At 68.3% G+C, this 24564-nt stretch carries 19 protein-coding genes; 9 read left to right on the top strand and 10 right to left on the bottom strand.

What is annotated here, in order from left to right; genetic code table 11:
* Positions 1 to 28 precede the first annotated feature (28 nt).
* Positions 29 to 499 (bottom strand): low molecular weight protein-tyrosine-phosphatase, encoded by a 471-nt coding sequence (locus AC1DZ6_RS01620; RefSeq protein ID WP_477095450.1) that lies wholly within the window; start codon positions 497 to 499, stop codon positions 29 to 31.
* Positions 500 to 612: 113 nt separating this feature from the next.
* Between AC1DZ6_RS01620 and msrA the strand changes: the two genes are divergently transcribed.
* The 3 genes from msrA (at position 613) to AC1DZ6_RS01605 (ending at position 3189) form a co-directional block, all read left to right on the top strand.
* Positions 613 to 1131 (top strand): peptide-methionine (S)-S-oxide reductase MsrA, encoded by a 519-nt coding sequence (gene msrA / locus AC1DZ6_RS01615; protein ID WP_477095449.1) that lies wholly within the window; start codon positions 613 to 615, stop codon positions 1129 to 1131.
* A gap of 159 nt (positions 1132 to 1290) precedes the next feature.
* Positions 1291 to 2409 (top strand): DNA polymerase III subunit beta, encoded by a 1119-nt coding sequence (dnaN, locus tag AC1DZ6_RS01610; protein ID WP_477095448.1) that lies wholly within the window; start codon positions 1291 to 1293, stop codon positions 2407 to 2409.
* 9 nt (positions 2410 to 2418) lie between these two features.
* Entirely contained in the window at positions 2419 to 3189 is a 771-nt protein-coding gene (locus AC1DZ6_RS01605; protein WP_477095447.1) for a hypothetical protein, read from the top strand.
* Positions 3190 to 3259: 70 nt separating this feature from the next.
* On the opposite strand, the gene AC1DZ6_RS01600 is transcribed toward AC1DZ6_RS01605, so the two are convergent.
* Positions 3260 to 3388 (bottom strand): hypothetical protein, encoded by a 129-nt coding sequence (locus tag AC1DZ6_RS01600; protein WP_477095446.1) that lies wholly within the window; start codon positions 3386 to 3388, stop codon positions 3260 to 3262.
* Between the two features lie 157 nt (positions 3389 to 3545).
* On the opposite strand from AC1DZ6_RS01600, the gene AC1DZ6_RS01595 reads away from it, so the two are divergent.
* From AC1DZ6_RS01595 to gyrB, 5 genes are all read left to right on the top strand, one after another.
* Entirely contained in the window at positions 3546 to 3920 is a 375-nt protein-coding gene (locus tag AC1DZ6_RS01595) for a VOC family protein (RefSeq protein ID WP_477095445.1), read from the top strand.
* Between the two features lie 78 nt (positions 3921 to 3998).
* Positions 3999 to 4748 carry an SDR family NAD(P)-dependent oxidoreductase gene (locus tag AC1DZ6_RS01590; protein WP_477095444.1) on the top strand — a complete coding sequence of 250 codons (750 nt, stop codon included), beginning with the start codon at positions 3999 to 4001 and terminating at the stop codon, positions 4746 to 4748.
* Positions 4749 to 4833: 85 nt separating this feature from the next.
* Positions 4834 to 4983 carry a hypothetical protein gene (locus tag AC1DZ6_RS01585; protein WP_477095443.1) on the top strand — a complete coding sequence of 50 codons (150 nt, stop codon included), beginning with the start codon at positions 4834 to 4836 and terminating at the stop codon, positions 4981 to 4983.
* Between the two features lie 57 nt (positions 4984 to 5040).
* Positions 5041 to 6204, top strand: coding sequence for a DNA replication/repair protein RecF (recF, locus tag AC1DZ6_RS01580; RefSeq protein ID WP_477095442.1), 1164 nt, complete (start codon positions 5041 to 5043; stop codon positions 6202 to 6204).
* Entirely contained in the window at positions 6201 to 8693 is a 2493-nt protein-coding gene (gene gyrB, locus AC1DZ6_RS01575; RefSeq protein ID WP_477095441.1) for a DNA topoisomerase (ATP-hydrolyzing) subunit B, read from the top strand. Before recF ends, gyrB begins: the two co-directional genes overlap by 4 nt.
* 45 nt (positions 8694 to 8738) lie before the next feature.
* Here gyrB and AC1DZ6_RS01570 read toward each other — a convergent pair whose 3' ends face one another.
* Positions 8739 to 9755, bottom strand: a complete 1017-nt coding sequence (locus AC1DZ6_RS01570; protein ID WP_477095440.1) for a hypothetical protein — start codon at positions 9753 to 9755, stop codon at positions 8739 to 8741.
* A gap of 368 nt (positions 9756 to 10123) precedes the next feature.
* On the opposite strand from AC1DZ6_RS01570, the gene AC1DZ6_RS01565 reads away from it, so the two are divergent.
* A complete protein-coding gene (locus tag AC1DZ6_RS01565; protein WP_477095439.1) occupies positions 10124 to 11086 on the top strand; it encodes a bifunctional helix-turn-helix transcriptional regulator/GNAT family N-acetyltransferase in 963 nt (320 codons plus the stop codon).
* Here AC1DZ6_RS01565 and ybaK read toward each other — a convergent pair.
* The 7 genes from ybaK to AC1DZ6_RS01530 all read right to left on the bottom strand — a co-directional run.
* Complete coding sequence (gene ybaK / locus AC1DZ6_RS01560) at positions 11083 to 11556, bottom strand: Cys-tRNA(Pro) deacylase (protein WP_477095438.1); 474 nt, start codon at positions 11554 to 11556, stop codon at positions 11083 to 11085. The genes AC1DZ6_RS01565 and ybaK overlap by 4 nt on opposite strands.
* Before the next feature lie 39 nt (positions 11557 to 11595).
* Positions 11596 to 14067, bottom strand: coding sequence for a glycoside hydrolase family 3 protein (locus AC1DZ6_RS01555; protein ID WP_477095437.1), 2472 nt, complete (start codon positions 14065 to 14067; stop codon positions 11596 to 11598).
* A 394-nt stretch (positions 14068 to 14461) separates the two neighbouring features.
* Positions 14462 to 15985, bottom strand: coding sequence for a tryptophan halogenase family protein (locus AC1DZ6_RS01550; protein ID WP_477095451.1), 1524 nt, complete (start codon positions 15983 to 15985; stop codon positions 14462 to 14464).
* Positions 15986 to 16116: 131 nt separating this feature from the next.
* Positions 16117 to 19068: a TonB-dependent receptor gene (locus AC1DZ6_RS01545; protein ID WP_477095436.1), complete on the bottom strand. Its 2952-nt coding sequence runs from the start codon at positions 19066 to 19068 to the stop codon at positions 16117 to 16119.
* Between the two features lie 214 nt (positions 19069 to 19282).
* Positions 19283 to 20014, bottom strand: a complete 732-nt coding sequence (locus tag AC1DZ6_RS01540; RefSeq protein ID WP_477095435.1) for an SGNH/GDSL hydrolase family protein — start codon at positions 20012 to 20014, stop codon at positions 19283 to 19285.
* A complete protein-coding gene (locus tag AC1DZ6_RS01535) occupies positions 20014 to 23472 on the bottom strand; it encodes a glycosyl hydrolase 2 galactose-binding domain-containing protein (protein WP_477095434.1) in 3459 nt (1152 codons plus the stop codon). Before AC1DZ6_RS01535 ends, AC1DZ6_RS01540 begins: the two co-directional genes overlap by 1 nt.
* A gap of 41 nt (positions 23473 to 23513) precedes the next feature.
* The coding region (locus AC1DZ6_RS01530) for a carboxylesterase family protein (RefSeq protein WP_477095433.1) at positions 23514 to 24564 on the bottom strand (1051 nt) is incomplete at its 5' end.

Raw genomic sequence — 24564 nt, 5'->3', positions numbered from 1 at the left:
GGATGACGAGGTTCAAGGGGGATTGGGCTCAGTCCTCTCCCCCAATCCGGTCCGCCAACCTCCTGGCCCCAGCCATCACGTCCGCCCAGGTGACGTCGAAGTCCTTGTCGTCGCCGTAGTACGGATCGGCCACGGACTTGCCCTGCCGGCCCTCGACCACGTCCAGCAGCAACAACAGCTCGGCCGTCGCGTCGGTCGGTCGGATCCGCTTCAGATCGGCGAGGTTGTCCCGATCCAGCGCCACCACGTGCGTGAACGTCCGAAAATCCGCGGGCTTCACCTGCCGGCCGCGATAGCCCGAAATGTCGACGCCGTGCTTCAAGGCCACCGCCTGGGCCCGGCGGTCGGGCGGGTCGCCGACGTGCCAGGATCCCGTGCCGGCCGAATCGATCTCGACCTCCAGGCCGCGCCGCTCGGTCTCTTGGCGAAAGGCGGCCTCGGCCAGGGGCGAGCGACAGATGTTGCCCAGGCAGACGAACAGGACGGCGGCGCGCTTCACGGATAGCCTTTCGGAAGATGAGCCTTCAACAGGGGGAGCCGCGCCGCTTGCGCGCGACCCGGACAGGCCCAACATGTAGCCTCGCCGATCCCCTTGAAGAAGGACGTCTTCCCATGACCACCGAAACCGCGATCCTCGCCGGCGGCTGCTTCTGGGGCGTCCAGGACCTGCTGCGCCGCTATCCCGGCGTACTGAACACCCGCGTCGGCTATTCCGGCGGCGACGTGCCCAACGCCACCTATCGCAACCACGGGACCCACGCCGAGGCGATCGAGATCGTCTTCGATCCCGCCGTGATCAGCTACCGCCAGATCCTGGAGTACTTCTTCCAGATCCACGATCCGACCACCCTGAACCGCCAGGGCAACGACCTGGGCCTCAGCTACCGCTCGGCGATCTACTACGCCGACGAGGCGCAGAAGGCCGTGGCGCTGGAAACCATCGAGGACGTCGACGCCTCGGGCCTGTGGCCCGGCAAGGTGGTGACCGAGGTCGCCCCCGTCGGCCCGTTCTGGGAGGCCGAGCCCGAGCACCAGGACTATCTGGAGCGCATCCCCAACGGCTACACCTGCCATTTCATCCGGCCCGGCTGGAAGCTGCCGACCAAGGCCGAGCGCGCGGCCGCCGTCTAGGTCGCGATCATTGTTGCAGGGCGGGGTGCGCTTTTCGCCGCACCTCGCCTCGCGCCCCTCTTCCCCAGCGGCGCGATTGCGCTAATGTCGCAAGTCCAATCATGACGGGGCCGCGGGGGATTCTCTCGTTCGGCGGCGACCCCGAACCTGGACCGAGATATGAAGCTTACCATCGAGCGGGCGGCGCTGCTGAAAGCGCTGGGTCACGTGCAGAGCGTCGTCGAGCGCCGCAACACCATCCCGATCCTGTCGAATATCCTGCTGTCGGCCGATCGCGACACCCTGTCGTTCTCGGCGACCGACCTGGACATGGAGATCATCGACGAGGGCCTGGCCCAGATCGACGTGCCCGGCCAGATCACCGCGCCCGCCCACACCCTCTATGAAATCGTCCGCAAGCTGCCCGACGGCTCGGACGTTTCGCTGTCGTTCAGCGGCGACGATCCGCGCCTGGTGATCCAGGCCGGCCGCTCGCGCTTCAACCTGCCGGTGCTGCCGGCCGGCGACTTCCCGGTGATGAGCAGCGACGGCCTGTCGGGCCGGATCTCGGTCGACACCAACGATCTGATGCGGCTGATCGACAAGACCCGCTTCGCGATCTCGACCGAAGAAACCCGCTACTATCTGAACGGCCTCTACCTCCACACCGTCAACGACGGCGGCGTGACCAAGCTGCGCGCCGTGGCCACCGACGGCCACCGCCTGGCCCTGGCCGAGATGGACGCCCCGGAAGGCTCGGCGGGCCTGCCCGGGATCATCGTGCCCCGCAAGACCATCCAGGAGGCCCGCCGCCTGATGGAATCGGCCGGCGAGCAGGTCGACCTGCAGATCAGCGCCCAGAAGGTGCGTTTCGAGTTCGGCCGCGCGGCCTTGACCTCCAAGGTCATCGACGGCGCCTTCCCGGACTATCTGCGCGTCATCCCGCGTGACAACGCCAAGATCCTGACCCTGGACAACGACCTGTTCGCCAAGGCCGTCGACCGTGTGGCGACCATCTCGGCCGAGAAGAGCCGCTCGGTGAAGCTGGCCGTCGAGCCGGGCCGGATCACCCTGACCGTGCGCAACATGGAAGCCGGCCAGGCCGTCGAAGAGGTCGAGGTCGACTATGACGGCGAGGCCTTCGAGATCGGCTTCAACGCCCGCTACCTGCTGGACGTCTGCGGCCAGATCGGCGGCCCGATCGCCGAGTTCCGCTTCGCCGACCCGGCCTCGCCCACCCTGGTGGTCGATCCGACCGACCCAGGCGTGAAATACGTGCTGATGCCGCTGCGCGTGTAGGGCGCTCGCGTGGAGAAGGACCCGTTCAAGCCACGGCGGGACTTTTTCGGCCACCTCCTCCTGGAGCTCGAATTTCACGGGCGAATGCTGTTGGCGTCGCCCGAGCGGCGCAAGCAGATCCTTCAGGCGCTTCGGATGCTGAGGCTGAGCCGCCAGGCAAACCTTTACGCCCTGGCGCGCTACCGGGAGCAAGCCGCATTCCGTGACACGTTGCGCAAGCGCCCGCTGTCGTTCTTTCCCCGTGTGACCAACGCGATCTGGTCTCACCTCGGACTGTTCGCGCTGGGATTCAGCCGCTCGGGGCCGTCGGCCGACGAGCTGCCTGCGTGCAAAGCCTACGACCTGGCGCGGCGCGGCAAGCCCGAGGCGGCCTTGCGTACGCTCGATGCGCTGATCGCGCGGCTGGAGCGCGGTCCGGCAGACAACCTTCGAACGCCCCAGCGCCTGACCAATGTCCATCTGTTCGCCGGAGCTGTCGGCTACATGGTCTGCGAGGAGACCGCCGGCGCCTACTATGCGAGAGCGGTCGAACTGGCCTCTTACAAGACCCCCGCCCTGCTGGTGCTCGGCGCGATCTTCGTGCGTCTTGGCCGGATCGACGAGGCGCGCGCGGCCTGGGACCGAGCGCTAGGGATAGAGCGCGAGAAGTTCGCGAACGACGAACGCGGATCCCACACCTTGGGCCAGTGGGAATCCCTGCAGGACGCCAAGGTCGAACTCGAAAAGCTGGAAAAGATGGTCGCGAGCCTCCAGCCCGAGGCCGCCTTCCAGAACGCCTGAACGCCGGATCACCGGTCGATCCAGACTGAAAACGGGCCCCGCGAGCGCCCGTTTCGCTGTGCGGCCGCCCTCAGGCTACCCCGAGAACCCGCACCACCAACCAGAGACCGCCGCAGACCACCGCCCAGCCGGTCGCGATGCCCAGCTCGGGATTGGTCTGCCACCACTGGCGCGAAGCGCCCTGAGCCTTGAGTTTCATGTGCCCCTCCCCAGGGTTTGGTACCGTTATTCATGACTACTGGGTCCGGTTACGCAAGCAACCTGCGGTGTCGTTCTCGTCCCAGAGCCTGAGCGTCCTTGTCGGTCTCACCACCCATGATAAAGTCCGTTTTATAAGAAAACGGGAGCAAACGCGCATGGCGAAGGTCAGCTACATGACCGTGGGGTCCAACAAGCTGGAGGCGGCCAAGGCCTTCTACGACGCCCTGCTGGGGTCGATCGGCATGAAGGGCGTGTACGAGCACCCCTCCGGCGGCCGGCTCTATCGCGGCAAGGGCACGGGCCTGTTCGGGGTGCTGGGACCCTATGACGGCGGCCAGGCCTGCGTGGGCAACGGCATGATGGGTGGTTTCGACTTCGACAGCCGCGAGGAGGTCGACGCCTTCCACGCCAAGGCCGTCGAACTGGGCGGAAGCTGCGAGGGCGCGCCGGGCGAACGGATGCCGGGCGCCTATTTCGCCTATTTCCGCGATCTCGATGGCAACAAGCTGTGCGGCTACAAGTTCGGGTGATCGCGGCTTGATGCCGACACCGGGCCGAGACCCTATATCCTCGCCGGGCGTCCTTCGGCGCCCGCGAGGAGAACCCCGATGAGCATGGATTTAAGCGGCCGCACGGCCCTGGTCACCGGGGCGTCGTCAGGCTTCGGCGAGGCCGTGGCCCTGGGACTGGCCAAGGCCGGCGCCAAGGTCGCCCTGGCCGCCCGCCGCGAGGACCGCCTGCGCGACCTGGCCGCGCGGATCCAGGCCCAGGGCGGCGAGGCCCAGGTCATCGTCGCCGACTTCACCGACGAGGCCCAGGCCCAGCGCGCCGTGCGCGAAACCGAAGCCGCGTTCGGCCAGCTGGACATCCTGATCAACAACGCCGGGGTCATGTACCTGGAGCCGGTGGCCACGGCCGACCTCTCGCGCTGGCGCGCCATGCTGGAGCTCAACCTGCTGGGCCTGATCGCCGCCACCCAGGCCGCCCTGCCCGGCATGACCGCCCGCAAGGACGGCCACATCGTCAACATCGCCTCGACCGCTGGCCATGTCTCCAACCCGCTGGCCGCCGCCTATTCCGCCACGAAGTTCGGGGTGATCGGCTTCTCCGAATCCCTGCGCAAGGAGGTCCACAAGGACAACATCCGCGTCAGCGTGATCTCGCCCGGCATGGCGGCCACCGAACTGCGCGACCACATCGCCGTCGAGGCCGTGCAGAGCGCGCTGAACAAGTCCGCCGCCGCCATGCGCCAGCTGACCGCCGAGGACGTGGCCGACGCCATCCTCTACGCCGTCTCGCGCCCGCCGCACGTGACCATCAACGAGATCCTGATTCGCTCGACCGACCAGGAGCGGTAGGGCGCGCCTGGCGGATGGGAAGGCCAAGATTCGGCCTCCATCCCGGCCTACAGCGAGGCCTCTTCGCAAGGAGTTCGCCGTGCGCGTGGCCTGGGAACGAATCGCCGTCGTCATCTTCAGCGGGCTGGCCTGGATGATGGCCCTCGTGGCGGGGCCGCACATGGCCCACGCCCTGCGCCATCCGCCGCGGCTGCTGGCCCATGCGGGCGCGAGCCGGCGGCGCGACCAGGGCTGAGGCGGCGGTCCGCAGGTCGGGTTTAGACCTGCGCCGCGAATAGGCTAGAACCCCCCGGTGAGCCGCGCCGCCCTTCTTTCGCTGACCCTGACGGATTTTCGCTCGTACGAGCGGGCGACCCTGCGTCCGGAGGGCGCCAGCGTCTATCTGTTCGGGGCCAACGGCGCAGGCAAGACCAACCTGCTCGAGGCCATCAGCCTGTTGTCGCCGGGCAAGGGCCTGCGCGGGTCCAGCCTGATCGAGGTCGGACGCCGCCTGCCGGGCGAGACGACCGGCCGGGCCTGGGCCGTCGCGGCCGAGGCGCAATCCGGCGAGGACGAGCCCGTCCGCCTGGGCACGGGCGTCGAGCTGGCCGGCGCGGCCCGCCGCATCGTCCGCATCGAAGGCGAGACCGTCCCGCCCGGCCGCCTGGCCGATCATGTGCGCCCGATCTGGCTGACCCCCGCCCAGGACCGGCTGTTCCTCGAGGCGGCGGGCGAGCGCCGCAAGTTCTTCGACCGCCTGGTGTTCGCCGGCGAGCCCGACCACGCCCGCCACGCCAACGTCTACGACAAGGCCCAGCGCGAGCGCATGCGCCTGCTGACCGACGCCGCCGAGAGCGGCCAGCCGGCCGACACGGTGTGGCTGACCGCCCTGGAAGCGCGCCTCGGCCAGGCCGGCGCCTTGATGGCCGTCGCCCGCGCCCGCACGCTGCAGGCCCTGCAAGCTGAAATCGATAGTCGCGGCGACCGTCCCTTCCCCCGCGCCCGCCTGGCCCTGACCGGCGAGTGGGAGAAGATGGCGCTGGACGGTGTCGAAATGGCCGAAATCGAGGCCCGGCTCGCCGCCGCCCTGGCCGCCGCGAGGCCCCGCGACGGCGCCGCCGGGCGGGCCCTGACCGGTCCGCACCGGGGCGATCTGGCCATCCATCACGTCGACAAGGACCGTCCTGCCTCGGAATGTTCGACCGGCGAGCAGAAAGCGCTGATTCTGAACCTGGTTTTGGCGCAAGGCGCGCGACTTTCGCGTGCGAAAGACGCGCCGAATCCTATATTGTTGCTGGACGAAGTCGCCGCGCATCTCGACCTGAAAAGGCGGGCCGCATTGGCCGATGAAATCACGGCGCTCGGGCTCCAGGCCTTTCTCACAGGCACGGACCAATCGCTGTTCGACCACCTGAAAGGTCGGGCTCTCGGCGTTCGCGTCAGCGAACTCGGCCTGACCGTATTGGAAGACGTATGACCGAAGAGACCAAAGGCCCCCAAGCCGACGATTCCGGCGATCGCCTGACCACCGCGGACGGCTCGGAAATGGCGGCCCCCGAAGTGATGACCGGCGAGTACAGCGCCGACTCCATCAAGGTGCTCAAGGGCCTGGACGCGGTGCGCAAGCGCCCCGGCATGTACATCGGCGACACCGATGACGGCTCGGGCCTGCACCACATGGTCTACGAAGTGGTCGACAACGCCATCGACGAAGCCCTGGCCGGCCACGCCACCAAGGTCGAGGTGATCCTCAACGCCGACGGCTCGGTGACGGTCACCGACGACGGTCGCGGCATCCCGGTCGACATTCACGAGGGCGAAGGCGTCTCGGCGGCCGAGGTCATCATGACCCAGCTGCACGCCGGCGGTAAGTTCGACCAGAACAGCTACAAGGTCTCGGGCRGCCTGCACGGCGTGGGCGTCTCGGTGGTCAACGCGCTCAGCGACTGGCTGGAGCTGAAGATCCACCGCAACGGCCACAGCTACCAGATGCGCTTCGAGCGCGGCGACGCGGTGACCTCGCTGAAGGAAACCGGCGATTCGCCGGTGCGCGCCGACGGGCCCAAGGCCGGCACGACGCTGACGGGCACGGAAGTGACCTTCTTCCCGTCGCTGGAAACCTTCGCCTTCATCGAGTTCGACCGGAAGACCCTGGAGCATCGCCTGCGCGAGCTGGCCTTCCTGAACTCGGGCGTGACGATCTATTTCCGCGACCTGCGCGACGCCGAGCCTTGGGAAGAAAAGCTGCACTACGAGGGCGGCATCGAGGCCTTCGTGCGCCACCTCGACAAGGCCAAGACCCCGCTGCTCAAGGCCCCGATCGTCATTCGCGGCCGCAAGGACAAGGTCGAGATCGACTTGGCCCTGTGGTGGAACGACAGCTACCACGAGCACATGCTGTGCTTCACCAACAACATCCCCCAGCGTGATGGCGGCACGCACTTGTCGGCGTTCCGGGGCGCGCTCACCCGGATCATCACCAACTACGCCGAAAGCTCGGGCATCACGAAAAAGGAAAAGGTCAGCGTCGGCGGTGAAGACGCCCGCGAAGGCCTGACCTGCGTGCTGTCGGTCAAGGTGCCGGACCCCAAGTTCAGCTCGCAGACCAAGGACAAGCTGGTCTCGTCCGAAGTGCGTCCGGCCGTCGAGAACCTGGTGCAGGAAGGCCTGGCCAGCTGGTTCGAGGAGCATCCGAACGAGGCGAAAGCCATCGTCTCCAAGATCGCCGAGGCCGCCGCCGCCCGTGAAGCCGCCCGCAAGGCCCGCGAACTGACCCGCCGCAAGAGCGCGCTCGACATCACCTCCTTGCCCGGCAAGCTCGCGGATTGCTCTGAACGCGACCCTGCCAAGTCCGAAATCTTCATCGTCGAGGGCGACTCGGCCGGCGGCTCCGCCAAGCAGGCCCGCAACCGCGAGAACCAGGCGGTGCTGCCCCTGCGCGGCAAGATCCTGAACGTCGAGCGCGCCCGCTTCGACAAGATGCTGTCGTCCGACCAGATCGGCACGCTGATCACGGCGCTGGGGGCCGGCATCGGCCGCGACGACTTCAACCCGGACAAGGTGCGCTACCACAAGATCGTGCTGATGACCGACGCCGACGTCGACGGCGCCCACATCCGCACCCTGCTGCTGACCTTCTTCTATCGGCAGATGCCGGAGCTGATCGAGCGCGGCTACATCTACATCGCCCAGCCGCCGCTCTACAAAGCCGCCAAGGGCAAGTCGTCGCGCTATCTGAAGGACGACAGCGAGATGGACGCCTTCCTGGTCGACGAGGGCGTCGACGGCGCCGAACTGGACCTGGCTTCGGGCGAGCGCCGCATGGCCCAGGACCTGCTGGCACTGGTCCAGCTGTGCCGTTCGGCCAAGGGCAATATCGACCGCCTGTCGCAGCGCGCCCCGGCCTTCGCCATCGAGCAGGCCGCCCTGGCGGGTCTGTTCGGCGAAAAGCCGGACATCGCCGCCGCCGCCAAGCGCTTTGATCTGTATGCGGAAGAAGGCGACGGCCCGTGGTCGGGCGAGCGCGGCGACACCGCCTATGTGTTCAAGCGCCTGCGTCGCGGCGTCACCGAGAGCGTGGTGCTGGACGACGGCCTGCTGCACGCCGCCGACGCCCGTCGCTGGGCCGAACGCGCCACGTCGCTGGCCGAAGTGTTCTCGGGCGCGGCGATCTTCCGCCGCAAGGACAAGTCGACCACCGTGCGCGGTCCGCTCGACCTGCTGGGCGCGGTGCTGGACGCCGGCCGCAAGGGCCTGTCGATCCAGCGCTACAAGGGCCTTGGCGAGATGAACCCCGACCAGCTGTGGGAAACCACCCTGGACGTCGAGGCCCGCACCCTGCTGCAGGTGCGCGTCAACCACGCCGACGACGCCGACGACATGTTCAGCCGCCTGATGGGCGACCTGGTCGAACCCCGCCGCGAGTTCATCCAGCAGAACGCCCTGGACGCCGAGGTGGACGTCTAAGATCCCGAGATCCGCTCATCCCGCCCTGCGTCGGGATGAGCGGGCTCAATCGTCCGTGAAATAGTCGGCGATCGCCGCATCCACGGACTCCAGCTCGAAGTTCGGCGAACCCGCGCGCTCCAGGGCGTGTCGGATCTGCCAGGCGCTGCGGCCGACGTGGATGTTCATGCCGCGCAACTCCTCGACGATGGCCGCGCGGGTGGCGTCGTCGACCGTCTTGTTGTTCTCAAGCCGCGCCTGGTCCAGCCGCCAGCCGAAGTAACTATCAGGCGTCAGCTCGATCACCGCGCCCGGGGCCGGCAGCCATTCGTAGATCGCGCAGCGCCGATCCACGGCCGCATCCACATAGTTGGCCAAGCAGTTGCGGTAGCGCCGCGCGGCGTCGCGGATCGCCGCCACGCTCTCCAGCGGCCGCAGACGCTCCGTACCCGGATGAGGCGGCTTGGGCAGCTCGCGGCGGAAGTCGTCGGCCACCAGGTTGAACAGGGTCTTGGCGGTCGGGGCCCGCGTCCAGACGGCCACGCGCTCGGCCAGGACGGACTCCGGCAGGCGGCGGGCGAGCAGGGCGTGGGCCTCGGCCAGCAGCTTGGCCTGGGCGGCGCTGACCCGCACGGCCGCCCCGCCGGCGTCGCGCAGCGGACGCGGCAGGGCGCCCAGGGTCCGCACCTGGAGAGGATCGATCTGGTCCGCATGGCGCAGGGTCTTGGCCGGCTTCGGATCGTCCAGCAGTACGACCAGGATGCGGTAGTCCTCGGGCGTCCAGGCGATCTCGCCCAGGCGCTCCAGCGCGCGGGTCAGGCCTTCCGGGGCCGGATCCAGCACCAGCCGCACGGCCTTGCGCAGCGGGGCCTCGAGCAGCAGATCGACATCGACCGACGCGCGCTGGTCGGCCTCCATCGCCAGCATCAGGCAGACCAGGTGACGCCGCGCGGTCGGGGCGGTGACGAACGGGGTGTGGGGCGCGGGCCACAGGGCCGCCAGCACGTCCGCATAGGCGGGCGCGATCAGGCGCAACAGGGGCGAGGCGAGCTGCGTCGCCTGGGCCAGAACGAGGGTGGTCATCGATAGCTCCCGGCGACAGCCGGGCGGGCCGTCGCTAGCGGTTGGGTTGGAGACGAAGCGGGCGCGGCTCGCACGACGCGCGCCATCGCACCGGGATCGGTGGCTTGTATGGCTGGGCGGCGTTCAAGGTCATGCGGCGGCGGCTTCTTCCGGAGCGTGGATGGAAGGCCGCTGATCTCACGAACCGGGACCATGAACAAGGTCGGCGCGAGCCCCCAAGCGACTTGGGGTTTACCTTGTTGCCGCCAGGACACGGTTCGGCGAACGATGTGCTCGGCGCCCACCCCGGCCGGTCGGCCTTGTGGCCCTGGCTTGCCTCGCCCTTGATATGAGGATATATATAGCACGCTATATTTATGAGGCGCGCCATGATCCCGGACACTCTCGCCGACCTCGGACCGGCCTTTCTCGGCAGCCGGCTCAAGCGGCTTTCCGATCGCCTGCAGGCCGAGGCGACGGCGATCCTGCAGGCCCACGACCTGCCGATCCAACCCGCGCAGCAGCTGCTGCTGGGGGCGCTGGAACGGGACGGCCCCCTGACCATCGGCGCCCTGGCCCAGCGCCTGCGGATCAGCCAGCCGACCATCACCCGCACCGTGCAGGGCCTTGTCGACCAGGGCTTGCTTGCGGTCAGCCGCGAGGCCCGAGACCTGCGCCACAAGACGCTGTCTCTGACCGACGAGGGCGCACGGGTGATCGGCGCGGCCCAGCGGGACATCTGGCCGCGCGTGGCGGCGGCGGTGACCGCGCTTTGCGACGGCGGGGAGCAGGCGTTGCTGGACCAGATCACGGCGCTGGAGGCGCGGCTCGACGCCCGTTCGCTGGTGGACCGTGTGGGCATGTCGGCGGCATCGGGCGCCATGTCGATCCGTGACTTTTCCGACGACCTGGCCGGAGCCTTCTATGAGATCAACGCCGCCTGGATCTCGCAGATGTTCGCTCTTGAAGAGAACGACATCACGCTCCTGGAAAACCCGCGCGACCTGATCGTCGACAAGGGCGGCGCGGTGCTGTTCGCGGAAACGGCGGACCTGGGCGTGGTGGGAACCTGCGCCATCATGAAGATGAAGGACGGCTGGTTCGAGCTGACCAAGATGGGCGTGCTGGAGGCGGCGCGCGGCCGCAAGGTCGGCGAGTTCCTGCTGGCGGCGGCGCTGGACCGCGCCAAGACCATGGGCGTGGCCGACCGGCTGTATCTGCTGACCAACCGGAAGTGCGGGCCGGCCATCCACCTCTACGAGAAGCTGGGGTTCGAGCACGACGCCGAGATCATGGCGATGTCCGGCAGCCGCTATGAGCGCTGCGACGTGGCGATGCGGTATCGGGCCTAGGCCGAAACCGCCGCCGCGACGGCCTTCAACACCGCCTGAGCCGCGTTCGGGTCCAGGCGCACCTGCAGGCCCCGCTGGCCGCCGTTGATGTAGACGCGATCCTGCGCCAGGGCGTCGGCCTCGATCACCACCGGCAGCGGCTTGCGCTGGCCGAACGGGCTGATGCCGCCGACCTTGTAGCCGCTGATCCGCTCGGCGTCGGCGGGCTTCATCATCTGGGCCGACTTGCCGCCGACCGCGGCCGCCAACTTCTTCATCGCCACCTCGCGGTCGGAGGGGACGACGACCAGCACCGGCTTGCCGTCGACCAGGGCCATCAGGGTCTTGAGCACCCGGCCAGGATCCTCGCCCAGAGCCGCGGCGGCCGCCAGGCCGATGCTGTCGGCGTCGGGGTCGTAGTCGTAGGCGTGGACCGTGAAATCGATCCCGGCCTTGGTCAGGGCCAGGGTGGCGGGCGTGGTGCGGGACATGGCGTCACTATAGCCAAGCCCGCCCCCGTCGCGCGCGACCTATTTCGGACAGATCGCGTCGCCCTCGTTCGAGGCCAGCCGCACCTCGGTCAGCGACAGCGCGAAAGGTCCGCTGGTGCTGACCACCAACGGCGCGGTCACATGATCCACCTTGGTCCCGGCCGCCTGGAAGCAGGACAGCTTGATCTTGACGCTGCGCCACTCGCTGGGCTTGGCCTCCTTGAGCAGGGTCGAGACGTCCAGCGTCCCGGCGCACGAGGCGTCGTCGGCGCAGCCGACGCTCATCGTGACGGGGGCCGTCGGGGCGGCGTCGACCCGATAACGGACCATCACCGCCATGTCGCCGGTGGTCTGGCGCGACAGGTCGACCGGCGGACCGTGGATGGCCAGCATGCCCTGGCCCGTCCAGGCCGCCTGGCGGGCGTTCTCCTGGGCGCCGGCGTCGATCGCCTTGACCGAGCCCGCCCCCACGAAGTCCATCCGCCACGGCGCGGGCAAACGTCCGTCCACGAAATAGCGGTCGACGCTGCCGGCCGCCGCGACGTTTCCGGGATTCTCCGGCAAGGCCTCGACCTTGGCCGGCTTGGCGTAGGACAGACCGTAGCCGTAGGCGAACTGCGGATCGTAGCCCGGCTGGCCGCGGTTCAGCGGACCCTGGTCGGCGCGCTTGGGCCAGGAGAAGCCCAGCTTGCCCTGGAAGTCGCGCTTCGACTTGCCGTCCCGGCCGGCCACCAGCACGTCGGCCACGCCGCCGCCCTCACTGCCCGGCAGCCAGGCCGCGACGAAGGCGTCCGAGGCGTTGATCTCGGGGTTCACCCACAGCGGGCGGCCCGACAGGAACACCGAGACCACGGGAATGCCCTGGGCCTTCAGTTTCTTGAGCAGGACCAGGTCGGTCTTGTCGCCCAGCTGGTAGCCGAGGTTGGCGACGTCGCCCTGGAACTCCGCATAGGGGTCTTCGCCGAACACCACGATGGCGACGTCGGGCTTGGTCTTGAAGGCGCCGTCGGTGGCCAGTTCGGCCTGGCCGCCGGCCGCCTTCACCGCCTGCTCGATCCCGCCCCAGATCGACTGGCCGTGCGGGAAGTCGCTGTTCTTGTTGCCGGTGCCCTGCCAGGTCAGGGTCCAGCCGCCCGAGGCCTTGCCGATGTCGTCGGCGGCGCCGGCCACCAGCACCTTGGCGCCGGGCTTGACCGGCAGCACGCCGTCGTTCTTCAGCAGCACCAGCGACTTGGCCACCGCCTCGCGGGCGATCGCGCGGTGTTCGTCCGCCCCCAGACGGTCCAGCTTGCCCTGGACCGACGGCGCGACGCGCTCGAACAGTCCGGTCTTGACCTTGACCCGCAGGATGCGCCTAACCGCGTCGTCCAGCCGCGCCATCGGGATCTCGCCCGCCTTCACCTGGGCTAGGGTGTTGTCGTAGAGGCCCTTCCAGCTGTCGGGCGCCATGTACATGTCGAGCCCGGCGTTCATCGCCTGCGGGCAGCTGACATTGGTGCAGCCCGAAAGCTGCCCGTGGGCGTTCCAATCGCTGACCACGAAGCCCTGGAAGCCCATCCGGCCCTTCAGCACGTCGGTGATCAGGGTCTTGTTGCCGGTGATCTTCTGGCCGTTCCAGCTTGAGAACGAGGCCATCACCGTCAGGATGCCGGCGTCGATGCTGGGCGGATAGCCCTGGGCGTGGATCGCGACCAGCTCGGTCTCGGAGATCCTGGCGTCGCCCTGGTCCTGGCCGCCCTCGGTGCCGCCGTCGGCCAGGAAGTGCTTGGCCGAACCGGCGATATGGCCCGCGCCCAGGCTCGTGCCGGGCTTGAGTTCGCCTTGCAGGCCCAGGGTCATCGGGCCCGAATAGGACTTCACGACCTCGGGGTCCTCGGCATAGCCCTCATAGCTGCGGCCCCAGCGATCGTCGCGGGGCACGGCCACCGTCGGCCCGAAGGTCCAGTCGCCGCCGACCACCGCCACTTCCTCGCCGGTGGCCTGGCCGATGCGGCGGATCAGGGCCGGGTCGCGCGTGGCGCCCAGGCCGATATTGTGCGGGAAGATCGTGGCCCCGACGATGTTGTTGTGGCCGTGCACGGCGTCGATGCCGAACATGATCGGGATCGGGGTGTGGCCCGGCCGGGCGGCCAGGGCCTCCTTGCGATAGGCGTCGACCAGGTCGATCCAGGCCTTGGGCGGGGCGCGGTCATTGCCGCCGGGCGCGGAGTTGCCGCCGGCCAGGATCGAACCCAGGGGGTATTTGTCGAGATCGGCGGGGGTCATCGAGGCGATGTCGCCCTGGATGGTCTGGCCGACCTTCTCCTCGACGCTCATCTTGGCCATCAGATCGGTGATGAAGGCCTCGGTCTTGGCGTCGGTGATCGCCGCCGGACTGGCCGCCGCGGGCCATTGGGCGGGATGAGCGATGGCTGATTGAGCGAAGGCGGGCGCGTCGGCCAAGCCGGCCGAGGCGACGATGGTCGAGGCGAGCAAGGCCGAGATCGCAAGGCGACGGGAGCGGACGGTCATTCAACACCTTCGAGAAGCGGCCCGGGCGACTGGGCGCGGGCGGACATTGCGCGGCAAAAAACCGGCGCGACGGGGAGAACGTCGTCGCGCCGGAGTTTGGAGAGCCCCCGATGAAGGGGATCCAGTCACACCGACGTCGGAGGGGTCTGACGAAGGCGCGTCGTCCCCGCCGGCAGGTCGGCGCTGGAATGGGACGGATGCGAATTGGCTGGAGGCGGAGCGACGCCGTCTGGCGCGCTGACGCGGTATCGGATGTTTCCTTCCCTGGATCGGGGACTGACGCCCCTTGTGGTCTTGACTGCACCATGAATTGACAGCGCTGTCCAGGTATTTGATAGCGGTACCTTCACGAACCTCCCTGGTCGGCGGGAATAGGGCCGAAAGCGGCCTGGCTTCAGGCCGCCACGGTCTCGGCGGCCCACATGCCGTGGCGCTTCAGATAGTCGACGTGGCTGGGCATGGCGTCGACGCGGCGGGCGATCGACGCCTTCATGCTCCGGAAGCCGTCGGCGAGCGGCCGGCTGTCCTGCCCGGCCACCAGCGGACTGTAGGTTTGCGGATGGACGCCCTGCCCCATCAGCACGGCCAGCCAGGAGGTCGGGGTGAACATCTCGTCGGGATGAATGACCAGCTGGCCGCGCTCGCGGAACAGCTCGATCCGATCGGCCAGCGAGTCGGGGATCGGCATCTGGCGCACATAGGACCACAGCGCGGCGTCGTCGCGGTTGGTGGCCTTGTAGTGCAGGATCAGGAAGTCGCGGATCGTCTCCATGTCGGCATGGATGCGCCGGTTGTAGGTCTCGCGATTGACCGGCGAGAACCCGCGATCGGGGAAGTGCTGCAGCAGCTTGTTGATGCTGGCCTGGATCAGATGGATGCTGGTCGACTCCAGGGGTTCGAGGAACCCGCTGGAGAGGCCGATGGCGACGACGTTCTTGTCCCACATCTTGCGCCGACGGCCGGTGACGAAGCGCAGCAGCCGGGGCTCGGCCAGCGGCTCGCTCTCCAGATTGCCCACGATCGTCGAGACCGCCTCGTCGTCCGAGATGAACCGGCTGGAATAGACATAGCCGTTGCCCACCCGGTGCTGCAGCGGGATGCGCCACTGCCAGCCGGCCTTCAGGGCCGTCGAGGTGGTGTAGGGCGACAGCGGGCCGCGCAGTGCGCAGGGCACGGCGGCGGCCCGGTCCATCGGCAGGTGATCGGACCAGTCGTCATAGCCGGCCTTGAGCGCCTGCTCGATCAGCAGGCCCTTGAAGCCCGAGCAGTCGATGAACAGGTCGCCCTCGATGCTGGCGCCAGACTTCAGCCGCACGGCGGTGACGAAGCCGGTCTCGCCGTCCTGGTCGACCTGGACCACCTCGCCCTCGGTGCGGACCACGCCCAGGGTCTGGGCGAAACGGCGCAGGTGCTGGCCGTAGAGGATGGTGTCGAAATGATAGGCCGAGCCGAAGGTCGACATCGGATCGCGCGGATCGTCGGTCTGGGTGTCCATCCGGCCGGCCTTGGCCGCCTGGGTGCAGAGTGAATAGTCGTCCAGGGAAAGCTCCGCGCCTTCCCGGTTCAGCTTCAGCCAGTACTGGAAGAAATGTCCCTCGGCGGCGCCGAGGCCATAGGCGCCGAACGGGTGGAAATAGCTGTGGCTCTTGCCGCCCCAGCCATGGAACTGGATGCCCAGCTTGTAGGTGGCCTTGGTCTCGCGCATGAACTCGGCCTCGTCGAGACCCAGCATGGTGTTGAACAGCTTGATCGGCGGGATCGTCGCCTCGCCGACGCCGACCACCCCGATATCCTGCGACTCCACCACCTGGATCCGGTAGCGGCGGTCGAGGCCGCGCGCCAGGGCCGCGGCGGTCATCCATCCGGCGCTTCCGCCCCCGACGATGACGATGTTCTGGATCCAGTCGCCGTCCGACATGTCGCCGTCCTCCTCAGCCTGGTGACGCCCATCGCCCTCCGGGGTCGCATCGATCTTGATCCCGGCGACGACGGCGCTCAAGGGTCATGGCCATGGCTCGCGAGGAGCCATGGCCATGCCTTGCGAAGGCGCTAGCGCCCGAAGCGGTAGCGGACGCCCAGCGAGACGCGGYGGTCACCCGACACGAAGCGCAGGGGCAGATCGGAGAACTGCAGGTAGGACTTGCTGTCTTCCTTGGTCAGGTTGGAAGCCTCGAGCGTCACCTTGAGATCCTGGGTGATGTCGTAGGCGACCTGGCCGTCCAGCTGGCCGTAGGCTTCGTTGTAGATGCCCAGGTTGTGGACGTCGGCGCCGGAGCCGAAGCCGTAGTTGCCCTGGTAGGCCTTGTCGCGCCAGGCGTAGGACAGGCGGGTCTGGAACGGCCCGTGCTCGAAATAGCCCTGGACGTTGAAGGCGTGCTTGGACACGCCGGGGATCGGCAGGTTGTCGGAGAAGTCGTTGGCGTAGGGCGATTTCGAGTCCGAGTAGGTGTAGTTGGCGGTGAAGCCGAAGCCGTTCTCGAACGCGTACTGCGCCTGCGCCTCCAGCCCCTTGATCTCGCCGCCCTCGCCGTTGACCACCGAGGTGAACGTGCCGGTCGAAGCGCCCGCCGCCGACTGGTCCTTCACCGTCACCGGGAAGGTGTTGGAGACGATGAACGAGTCGACGGTCTTGTAGAACACGCCGGCCGAGACCAGGCCCTGGCTGCCGAAATAGTGCTCCCAGGCCAGGTCGAACTGCGACGCGCGGAACGGGTCGAGATTGGGGTTGCCGCCGCTGCCGTTGGTGTAGAGGAACTTGTCGAAGTTCGGCCCCGGGGTGGACGAACGGGTGAAGTTGTACGACGCGCCCTGGCCCAGATCGAACAGGTTCTGAGCGGCCACCACGCGGGCTCCGGTCGCCCGGACCTTGTCATTTTCCGTGATGTTGAACACCGCGTTGATGCTGGGCAGGACGTCGGTGTACTCGCGCACCGTGCGGGCCGAGTCCGGGTTCTTCAGGATGCCGTTCCAGCTGTCGGTGCCCCACCACAGCGGGGTCACCGGCGTGTTGGACGAGTCGATGGTCAGCTTGGTGTGCACCACGCGCACGCCGGCGTTGATGTGGTAGCCGTCGTCGCCCAGGTCGGCCATCACATAGCCCGAGGTCGTCGCGTCCTTGATCTTGAAGGACTCGATCGGGTCCCGGTAGAAGGCGAACTTGGTCGACGGATACAGGGCCTGGATCCAGTTCACCGGGTTCTTCATCTGCCCGTAGTCCTGGAAGATCGCGTTCACGCCGTGGACGTTGTCGGTGACCGCACGGCCCGGGTTCGAGGCCGCGGTCTGGTAGGGCGTGACCACCGCGATCGAGTTGCCGAAGCGGCCGCAGCCGTAGAAGGCGATGTCGCACTTCTTCAGGCCGATCGCGCCGTCCTGGAAGTAGCCCAGCGGGGTCCAGTCGACGAACACGCCGTGATCGGTCGTGCCCTGGGCGCTGGCCGGCAGCTCGCCCTTGGCCGAATAGTCCGCCAGGTAGCGGCCGTAGTCGGAGTCGACCTTCTTTTCCGAATAGCGCAGGCCGCCGGTCAGCACCATGTTGGCGCCCTCGCCGAACTCCGGACGCCAGCTCAGGTCGCCGGTGATCGCCTTGTCGTCCAGCTTGGACTTGTCGCCGAACGCCCAGTGCGACTTGAAGAACACCGAGCTCGGCGTCGTCATGGCGGTGGCCAGGTTGGCCGCCGGCGTGAACATCGGATAGGCGCCGTTGGTGAAGCCGTAGGTCGCCGTCAACGGGGCGGTGGCGTTCGGCGCGAAGCCCGCGCCGCCGTCACGCACCGTGTACTGAGTGTAGCGGGTGTCGACCTGGCCCGAGGTGGAGGCGTAGTCGGTCTTGGACCAGGCGGCGCGGACCTTGCCGCTCAGGCGCTCGGTGCCCTTCCAGTCCAGGGCGACCTGCACGTTGTCGGTCTTGGCCTTGGCGTTCTTGGCGAAGGTGTCGCCTTCGGACGAGTTGGCCGTGACCATGCCCGACTGCAGCACGTTGTCGCTGCTCTTGGTCAGGCCCTGCGAATTGTACATCGCGTTTTCGTTGGCGTAGGCCCACTTCAGCGAGTGCTCGCCCGTGAAGATCTTCAGGTCCGAATGGAACCAGTCGGCCTGCAGGGTCACCGTGTCCGAGACGTCCCAGTCGGCGTTCAGCGAGAAGGCGGTGCGCTTGCGCTCCTGGTGGCGGTTGTTGCTGTAGCGATATTCCGGCGACCAGATATTGGTCGTGCCCGTCTGGACCTGGTTGTTGCCGGTCGCGGTGGGCCGGTTCAGATAGGCCCAGCCGCCGCGGTTCTCACCGCTGAGCACCTCGGTGTCGATCCAGTTTTCGTCGTAGGTGAAGCTGCCCAGCAGGCCGAAGCTGTCGGTGAACTTGTAGCCGATCACCGCCGAGAGGTTCGGCTTCAGCTTGCCTTCGGTCGAACCCTGGTTGCCGGCGACGTCGAGCGCCAAGGTCAGGTCGTTCTTCATGTCCAGCGCGTTGCGGGTCTTCAGGTTGACCGTACCGCCGAGCGCGCCTTCGATCTGGTCGGCCTGGGGCGACTTGATGACGTCGACGCCGGCCAGCAGGTTGGACGGGATGCCTTCCAGCGAGTTGGTCTGCTTGGCGTTGCCTTCGCCCAGGCGGAACGCTTCCAGCCCGGACAGGAAGGTGTCGCTGTTCAGCAGGGTGACGTTCTGATCCAGGCCGCGGATGCGGACCTTGGTGCCCTGGCCGTTCTCGCGGTCGATCTGCACGCCGGGCAGGCGTTGCAGCGACTCGGCGATGTTCTGGTCGGGGAACTTGCCCATGTCCTCGGCGGTGATCGACTCGATGATCTGGTCCGAGTTCTTCTTGAGAGTCAGCGCGTTGGCCAGCGAAGCGCGGAAGCCGGTGACGACGACGGCGTCAACCTCAGATGGTTCTTCGGTTTTCGTGGAAACGGTCTGGGCGCCGGCTTGGCCGGCGCTCAACAGCACCAAGGCCGAGGCGGCGGAGAGCAAGGCCGTGCGAGACCTGTAAGACTTTGTAGTCATTGTGCATTCCCCTGATGTGCGGCAGCAGTTCTCGTTCTCGTTCAGCGAGCTGAACGAGCCAAGACGCGGAGTTTTTGAGGGATGCATGCGCATCCTCCCGTGGAGTTCCGGCTTTTTTTGGAGTGCCGGTAGCATCAACCTATGGACAACCGACAGCGCTGTCAACTTTGGACAGCAGATTTCTTAAATTGATTTTCGTTATGCGACTTTCAGGTCACGCCGGAGCCAGGGCCGAGGCGATCGCCGCCAGCGCCACGGGCTCCATCGCCGCATAGCCTTCGCGCGTCGGATGGACCCCGTCATAGGCCAGGCCCGGCCTCATCCCGCCCGCCCCGTCGTCGAGCACTCGGGTGTAGTCGGCGAGGATCGCGCCACGCTCGGTCGCGTAGGCTCTCAGCCAGGCGTTCAGCGCCTGGACCTTGGCGGTGGGGCCCAGACCCGGCCTCCAAGGGAATTCGGCGACCGGCGTGACCGTGGCCAGGATCACCGCGACGCCGCTGGCCTGGGCCAGCACCGTCATGGCCTGGAGATTGGCCTGGGAGGCGGCCGAGTCGTAGGGTCCGGCGTTCTGGGCGATGTCGTTGACGCCGGCCAGGATGTGCACGGCCGCCGGCTTCAGGGCGACCACGTCGGGCCAGAACCGCGCCAGCATCTGGGCCGTCACCTGGCCGCCGATGCCCCGTCCCAGGAAGCCGTTGTCGGCGAAGAAGGCCGGATGGAAATCGCGCCAGCCCTGGGTGATCGAGTCGCCGATGAACACCACCCGCCGCCGCTCGGCCGGCAGGTCGCGGTCGGTCGCGTTCTCGGCGGCGTAGCGTTGCAGGAACGGCCAGTCGGTGCGCAGCCGCGCCTCTTCCGGGCTGGGCGCCGGCGGCGCGGCGGTCTGGGCCAGGGCCAGGCCGGGAACAGCGAGCCCCGCCGCCAGCAGGGCGCGACGGTCCAGCATCAGCGCACCGCCGCCACGGCCGGCGTCACGTTCCAGCCGCGCAGCTCGACCTTCGCGCCGACCCGGGCGTCGCCCGGATAGCGGATCTCCACCGTCCGCCGTTCGCCGGGCAGCAGCGAGACATAGTTGTCGGCGTAGTAGGCCGGCAGGATCCGCGCGCCCTTGGCGTCGACCAGGGTCAGCTTGCCGTTCAGGGCCGGGGCCGAACCGGTGTTGGCCAGGGTCACCGCGACCACCGTTTCGGCGCCCGACGCGGCGGAGGACGCCGCGATCGACACCGGCTGGGCCGCCATGGCCGACAGCTTGCGCTCGCCCTCGGCGTCTCGGGCCACCCAGTAGAGGTTGTTCGACAGGGCGGACCCGTCGGCGGCGGTCAGGTCCAGTCGCACCACCACCGCGCCTTGAGCCAGCGGGCCGGACAGATCCAACGTCTCGCCCAGCGCCGTGCTGTTGGCCGCCGCGCCGATCGTCGAGGACCGCTCGGCCAGCAGCTTGCCGTCCAATCCGACGACCCGGGCCCGCAGCGTCGCGCCGGTGATCGGGGTCAGGCCGTTGTTGACCAGGGCCAGCCGATGGTCGGCCAGGTCCATCTGCACGTGGACGCTCTCCGAGCCCTTCTGGGTCCCGTAGTACGAGGCGTGGGTGTCGTAGTCGTGGCTGAGGATCTGCCACATGGTCGAGGGCCAGGCGGGCTGGGTCATCCACAGCAGGCGCCCCGACGACTTGGTCCACAGCTCCTGGTTCATGCCCTCGAAGATCGCCCGGTGCGTCTCGTAATTCATCAGTTGGGCCTTGCGCTCGAAGTCCTCGAGACTGGTCGGCGCGCCCAGCTTGGCGGTCATGGCGTCGATGAACGACTTGGTCGCGCCGTTCCCGGTCGGGTGCCAGTCGTGATAGGCCCAGACGTCGCTGATCGGCCAGCGGTCGGCGGCCGGCACGGCCGCCTCGAACGCCTCCAGGGTCGGGAACGACGGGGTGCCGACCTCGACCGAGAAGCCCTTGGCGTGCTCGGTGAAATAGGTCTCGGGCTCACGATAGTTGTACGGCCCGCTGTTCTGCAGGTTCACCCGGTTGGAGCTGCCGGTGTACCAGCGCGTGCCGTCCAGGTCGTGGACCAGCGCCTCCAGGCCCTCATTGAGGATCGGCTGAGGCACGCCCTCGTTGCGGCCGAACCACAGGGCGATCGAGGGGTGGTTGCGATAGCGGCTGATCACGTCGGCGGCGTTGGCCAGGAACAGCGGAACGTCCTGCGGCTCCAGCTGGTAGTCCTGGGTCGAGGCCCAGAAGTCGTTCAGCACCAGCAGGCCATACTCGTCGGCCAGGTCAAAGAACACGTCCTCGGTGTTCTGCCCCACCCAGTTGCGGATGGTGTTGAGGTGGGCGTCCTTGTGCAGCCGGAAATAGGGCTCCAGCCGCTCGCGAGACACCCGCTTGCGCCAGTCGTCCGTGCCCCAGTTGCCGCCCCGCGCCGCGATCTTCACGCCGTTGACCTTGATAACGAGGTAGGGCGTCAGGCCGGTGTCGGGAACGTCGTGCACGGCCGGTGAGGTCTCGCCTTGCGCGGTCAGCGAGGTGGCCCAGCCGCCCTCGACCTTGCGGATGCCCTCGTGGCTGCCGTCGGTGACGTCCTGGCCCAGTTGGCGGGCCTTGGAATAGTCGACCTCGACCCGCCGCAGCTCGCCGTGGCTGTCCATCAGCGACAGCTCGTAGGTCATCTGGCGCAGGCCGATGCGGCTGTCCTTCTGGTCCGAGGGCTTGCCGTCGACCGAGGTGATCAGGCGCAGGCCGTAAAGGGTCTGGGCGCCGTAGCCGTTGGGCCACCACAGCTTGGGGCTCTTCACCGACAGCTGCGGGAAGTCGGCGGGCTTGAACATCACGTCGGTCTTGCCGGGCGCGACGGTCACGGCCTTCTCGACGGCGACCGTGTCGAAGGCGGCCCGCACGGTGACCTGGACCGGCGCGTCGGTCAGGTTCTCGACCGGCACGGTGATCTCGACGTCGGCGACGCTGTTGTCGGCTTTCGGCAGCGTGGTGACCACATGGCTGTCGCCGATCCGCACCGGGCCGGTAGAGCGCAGCACCACGTCCTGCCACAGGCCGGTGTTGCGGTCGCGGACGCTGGGGATCCAGTCCCAGCCCTCGCTGGCGATGAAGGTCGGGCCGTCCAGGGCCTGCATCCCGCCGTTCTCGCCGACCCCGGCGGTCAGCGACTCCTCGTGGGCCAGGCCCGGATGCGGCGGCGGCGAGATCCTGACCGCGACGGCGTTGGCGACCCCGGGCTTCAGCTTGCCCGTCACGTCGAACTGTCCGCGGATGAAGGCCCCCTTCAGGTCGCCCAGCTTTTCGCCGTTCAGCCAGATCTCGGCGGCGTAGTTGATCCCCTTGAAGATCAGCTGCTGGTGGCGACCGTCCTGGCCAGACGGGGCGACAAACTCCGCGCGATACCAGTAGTCCTGCTTGTTCAGGCTCTCGGGAATGGCCGTGTTGTTCAGGGCGTAGTCGGGATCCGGATAGACGCCGCGATCGACCAGGGTGGTCAGCACCGTCCCGGGCACGGTGGCCGCGTACCAGGCCTTGGCGTCGTAGCCGGGTTTAGACAGCGCTGTCCCGCTATCCCTGATCTTCGGACCCTCGACCAGCGACCAGCGCTTCAGGGTCCAGGCGTCGGCGCCTTCGGTGGCGGGAGCGGCGACCAGGGCGGGGCCGGCATAGGGCGGAACGGCGACCGGCTTGGAGAAGGCCGCCTTGCTCTTGGGTCGGGTCCAGGCCTCCTGCGGCGTGACCTGGCCGTACATCTGGCGCACCTGCACCGGCCAGGCTGGGCTGCCGGGCTCGTACACCGTCAAGGCGGGGTCGGGCCTGGCCGCCGCCAGGGCCTTGAGCTCCGCTGGAGTCAGGGCCGAGGCCTGCACGGTGAAGCCCGCCACCTTGCCGCCGAACGGCGCGGTTCCGACCGACTTGCGCGGACCCAGTTGCAGGGTCGAGGCCGGAGCGAGGGGCGACGCCTTCCCCTCCCCGACCTTGGCGCCGTCGACATAGAGCGTGACTTTCGTCCCGTCCGACACCGCCGCGACATGGGTCCAGGCGCCCGGTTTCAGCGCGAGACCGCCCTTCACGACGGACGATCCGGCCCAGACCGCCGGCGCGCCGTCGTCGAGGCCGATGAAGCGGCCGCCGCTCGCCGGATCACCGACTCCGGCCACCACGGTCCGGCCGGCCGACGCCGTCGCCGGCGAGATCCATCCCTGCAACGACCACGGCCCCTCGGCCGGAAGCGGCATTCCCGCCAGCGGCTTGGCCAGGCCGTCGCCGCCGCGCGGCAGGTCGGCGTTGTAAGGTCCGTAGACGGAAGGTGTCTGGGCGCTGGCCGACGCCGCGACCAACAGGGCGCTGGAGGCCAGCAACGACAGGCGCGAAATCCCCCGTGCAAACGGGATCGGGGCGAACTTGGTCGTCATGTCTTCCTCCTCGGGCCGGCCTCTGTGGGCCGATCTTGTCTTCAGGGATGGGGCAGCAGGCGGCAGACCGCGCCGCGATCGTCTCTCATGGGCTTGGGTCCGGACGGCGTGAAGGCGATCGCCTCGGCGGCCGTTGCGTGGGTCGGCCAGAGCATCAGCCCCGGCCCGTTGGGATCACCCGCGCGGGCGAAATTGGCCCAATAGGCTTGCAGGTGCGGCCAGTCGGCCTGACGGGTCCCGGCGGGCGGGGCGTCGAACACGAAGGGCAGTTCCGAGCCGTGGCGCACCGGCCCGGAGCCTGGCGCGGCCACACCGAGTTCGTAGCGCCAGACCCGTTGGCCCGCCTCGACCTGGCGCGCCGCGACCCAGGTCGCCGGGCACCGGAAGCCGGTGTCGGCGGCGATCTGGTCGGCGACCGTGTCGGACACCGCTCGGGCGTCGATCCCGTAGAGACGGAGCGCTGCGTCGGCGTCGCTGTGGCTGGCCTTCACCCAGGCCTCGGCATTGGCCGCGCCGCCGTACAGCGACAGCTCATGCGCGTTGTTGCCGACGATCAGCGGCACGGCAGCTTGACGTCCGGCGGCCAGGGTTTCGGCCGGAGGTTCGCGGATCACGGCGCCGTCGACCGCCGCCTGCAGCCAGACGAAGCTTTCATCCGCGATCGGCGGCTTCAACCCGTCGGTCGCGTCGAGGACAGCCTCGCCAGACGCGGCCCTCAGCGCCGCCAGGTCCTTGGCGCCGACCGCCCGCGCCAGGTCCTCGCCCAGCGTCTCGTTCTGCGCCAGGCTGCGCGGCGGCAGGCCGAAGCCCGCCGTCCCGCTCTGCTCGATCGCCTTGTGGAACAGGCCGCGCGCGTCCGGAGCGACCATCAACAGGCCCACGTCCTGGCCGCCGGCCGAGTGGCCGAAGATCGTGACATTGCCGGGGTCGCCGCCGAACCGGGGGATGTTGTCCCGCACCCAGCGCAGGGCGGCGATCTGGTCCATCAGGGCGTAGTTTCCGGACGTCCCACCGCCCTCGGCGGTCAGAGTCGGATGCGACAGGAAGCCGAAGGCGCCCAGCCGGTACTGGATCGAGACCAGCACCACGCCC

Source organism: Caulobacter sp. P1_B12_2 (assembly GCF_056406675.1).
This window is presented reverse-complemented; position numbering and strand designations above follow the sequence as displayed.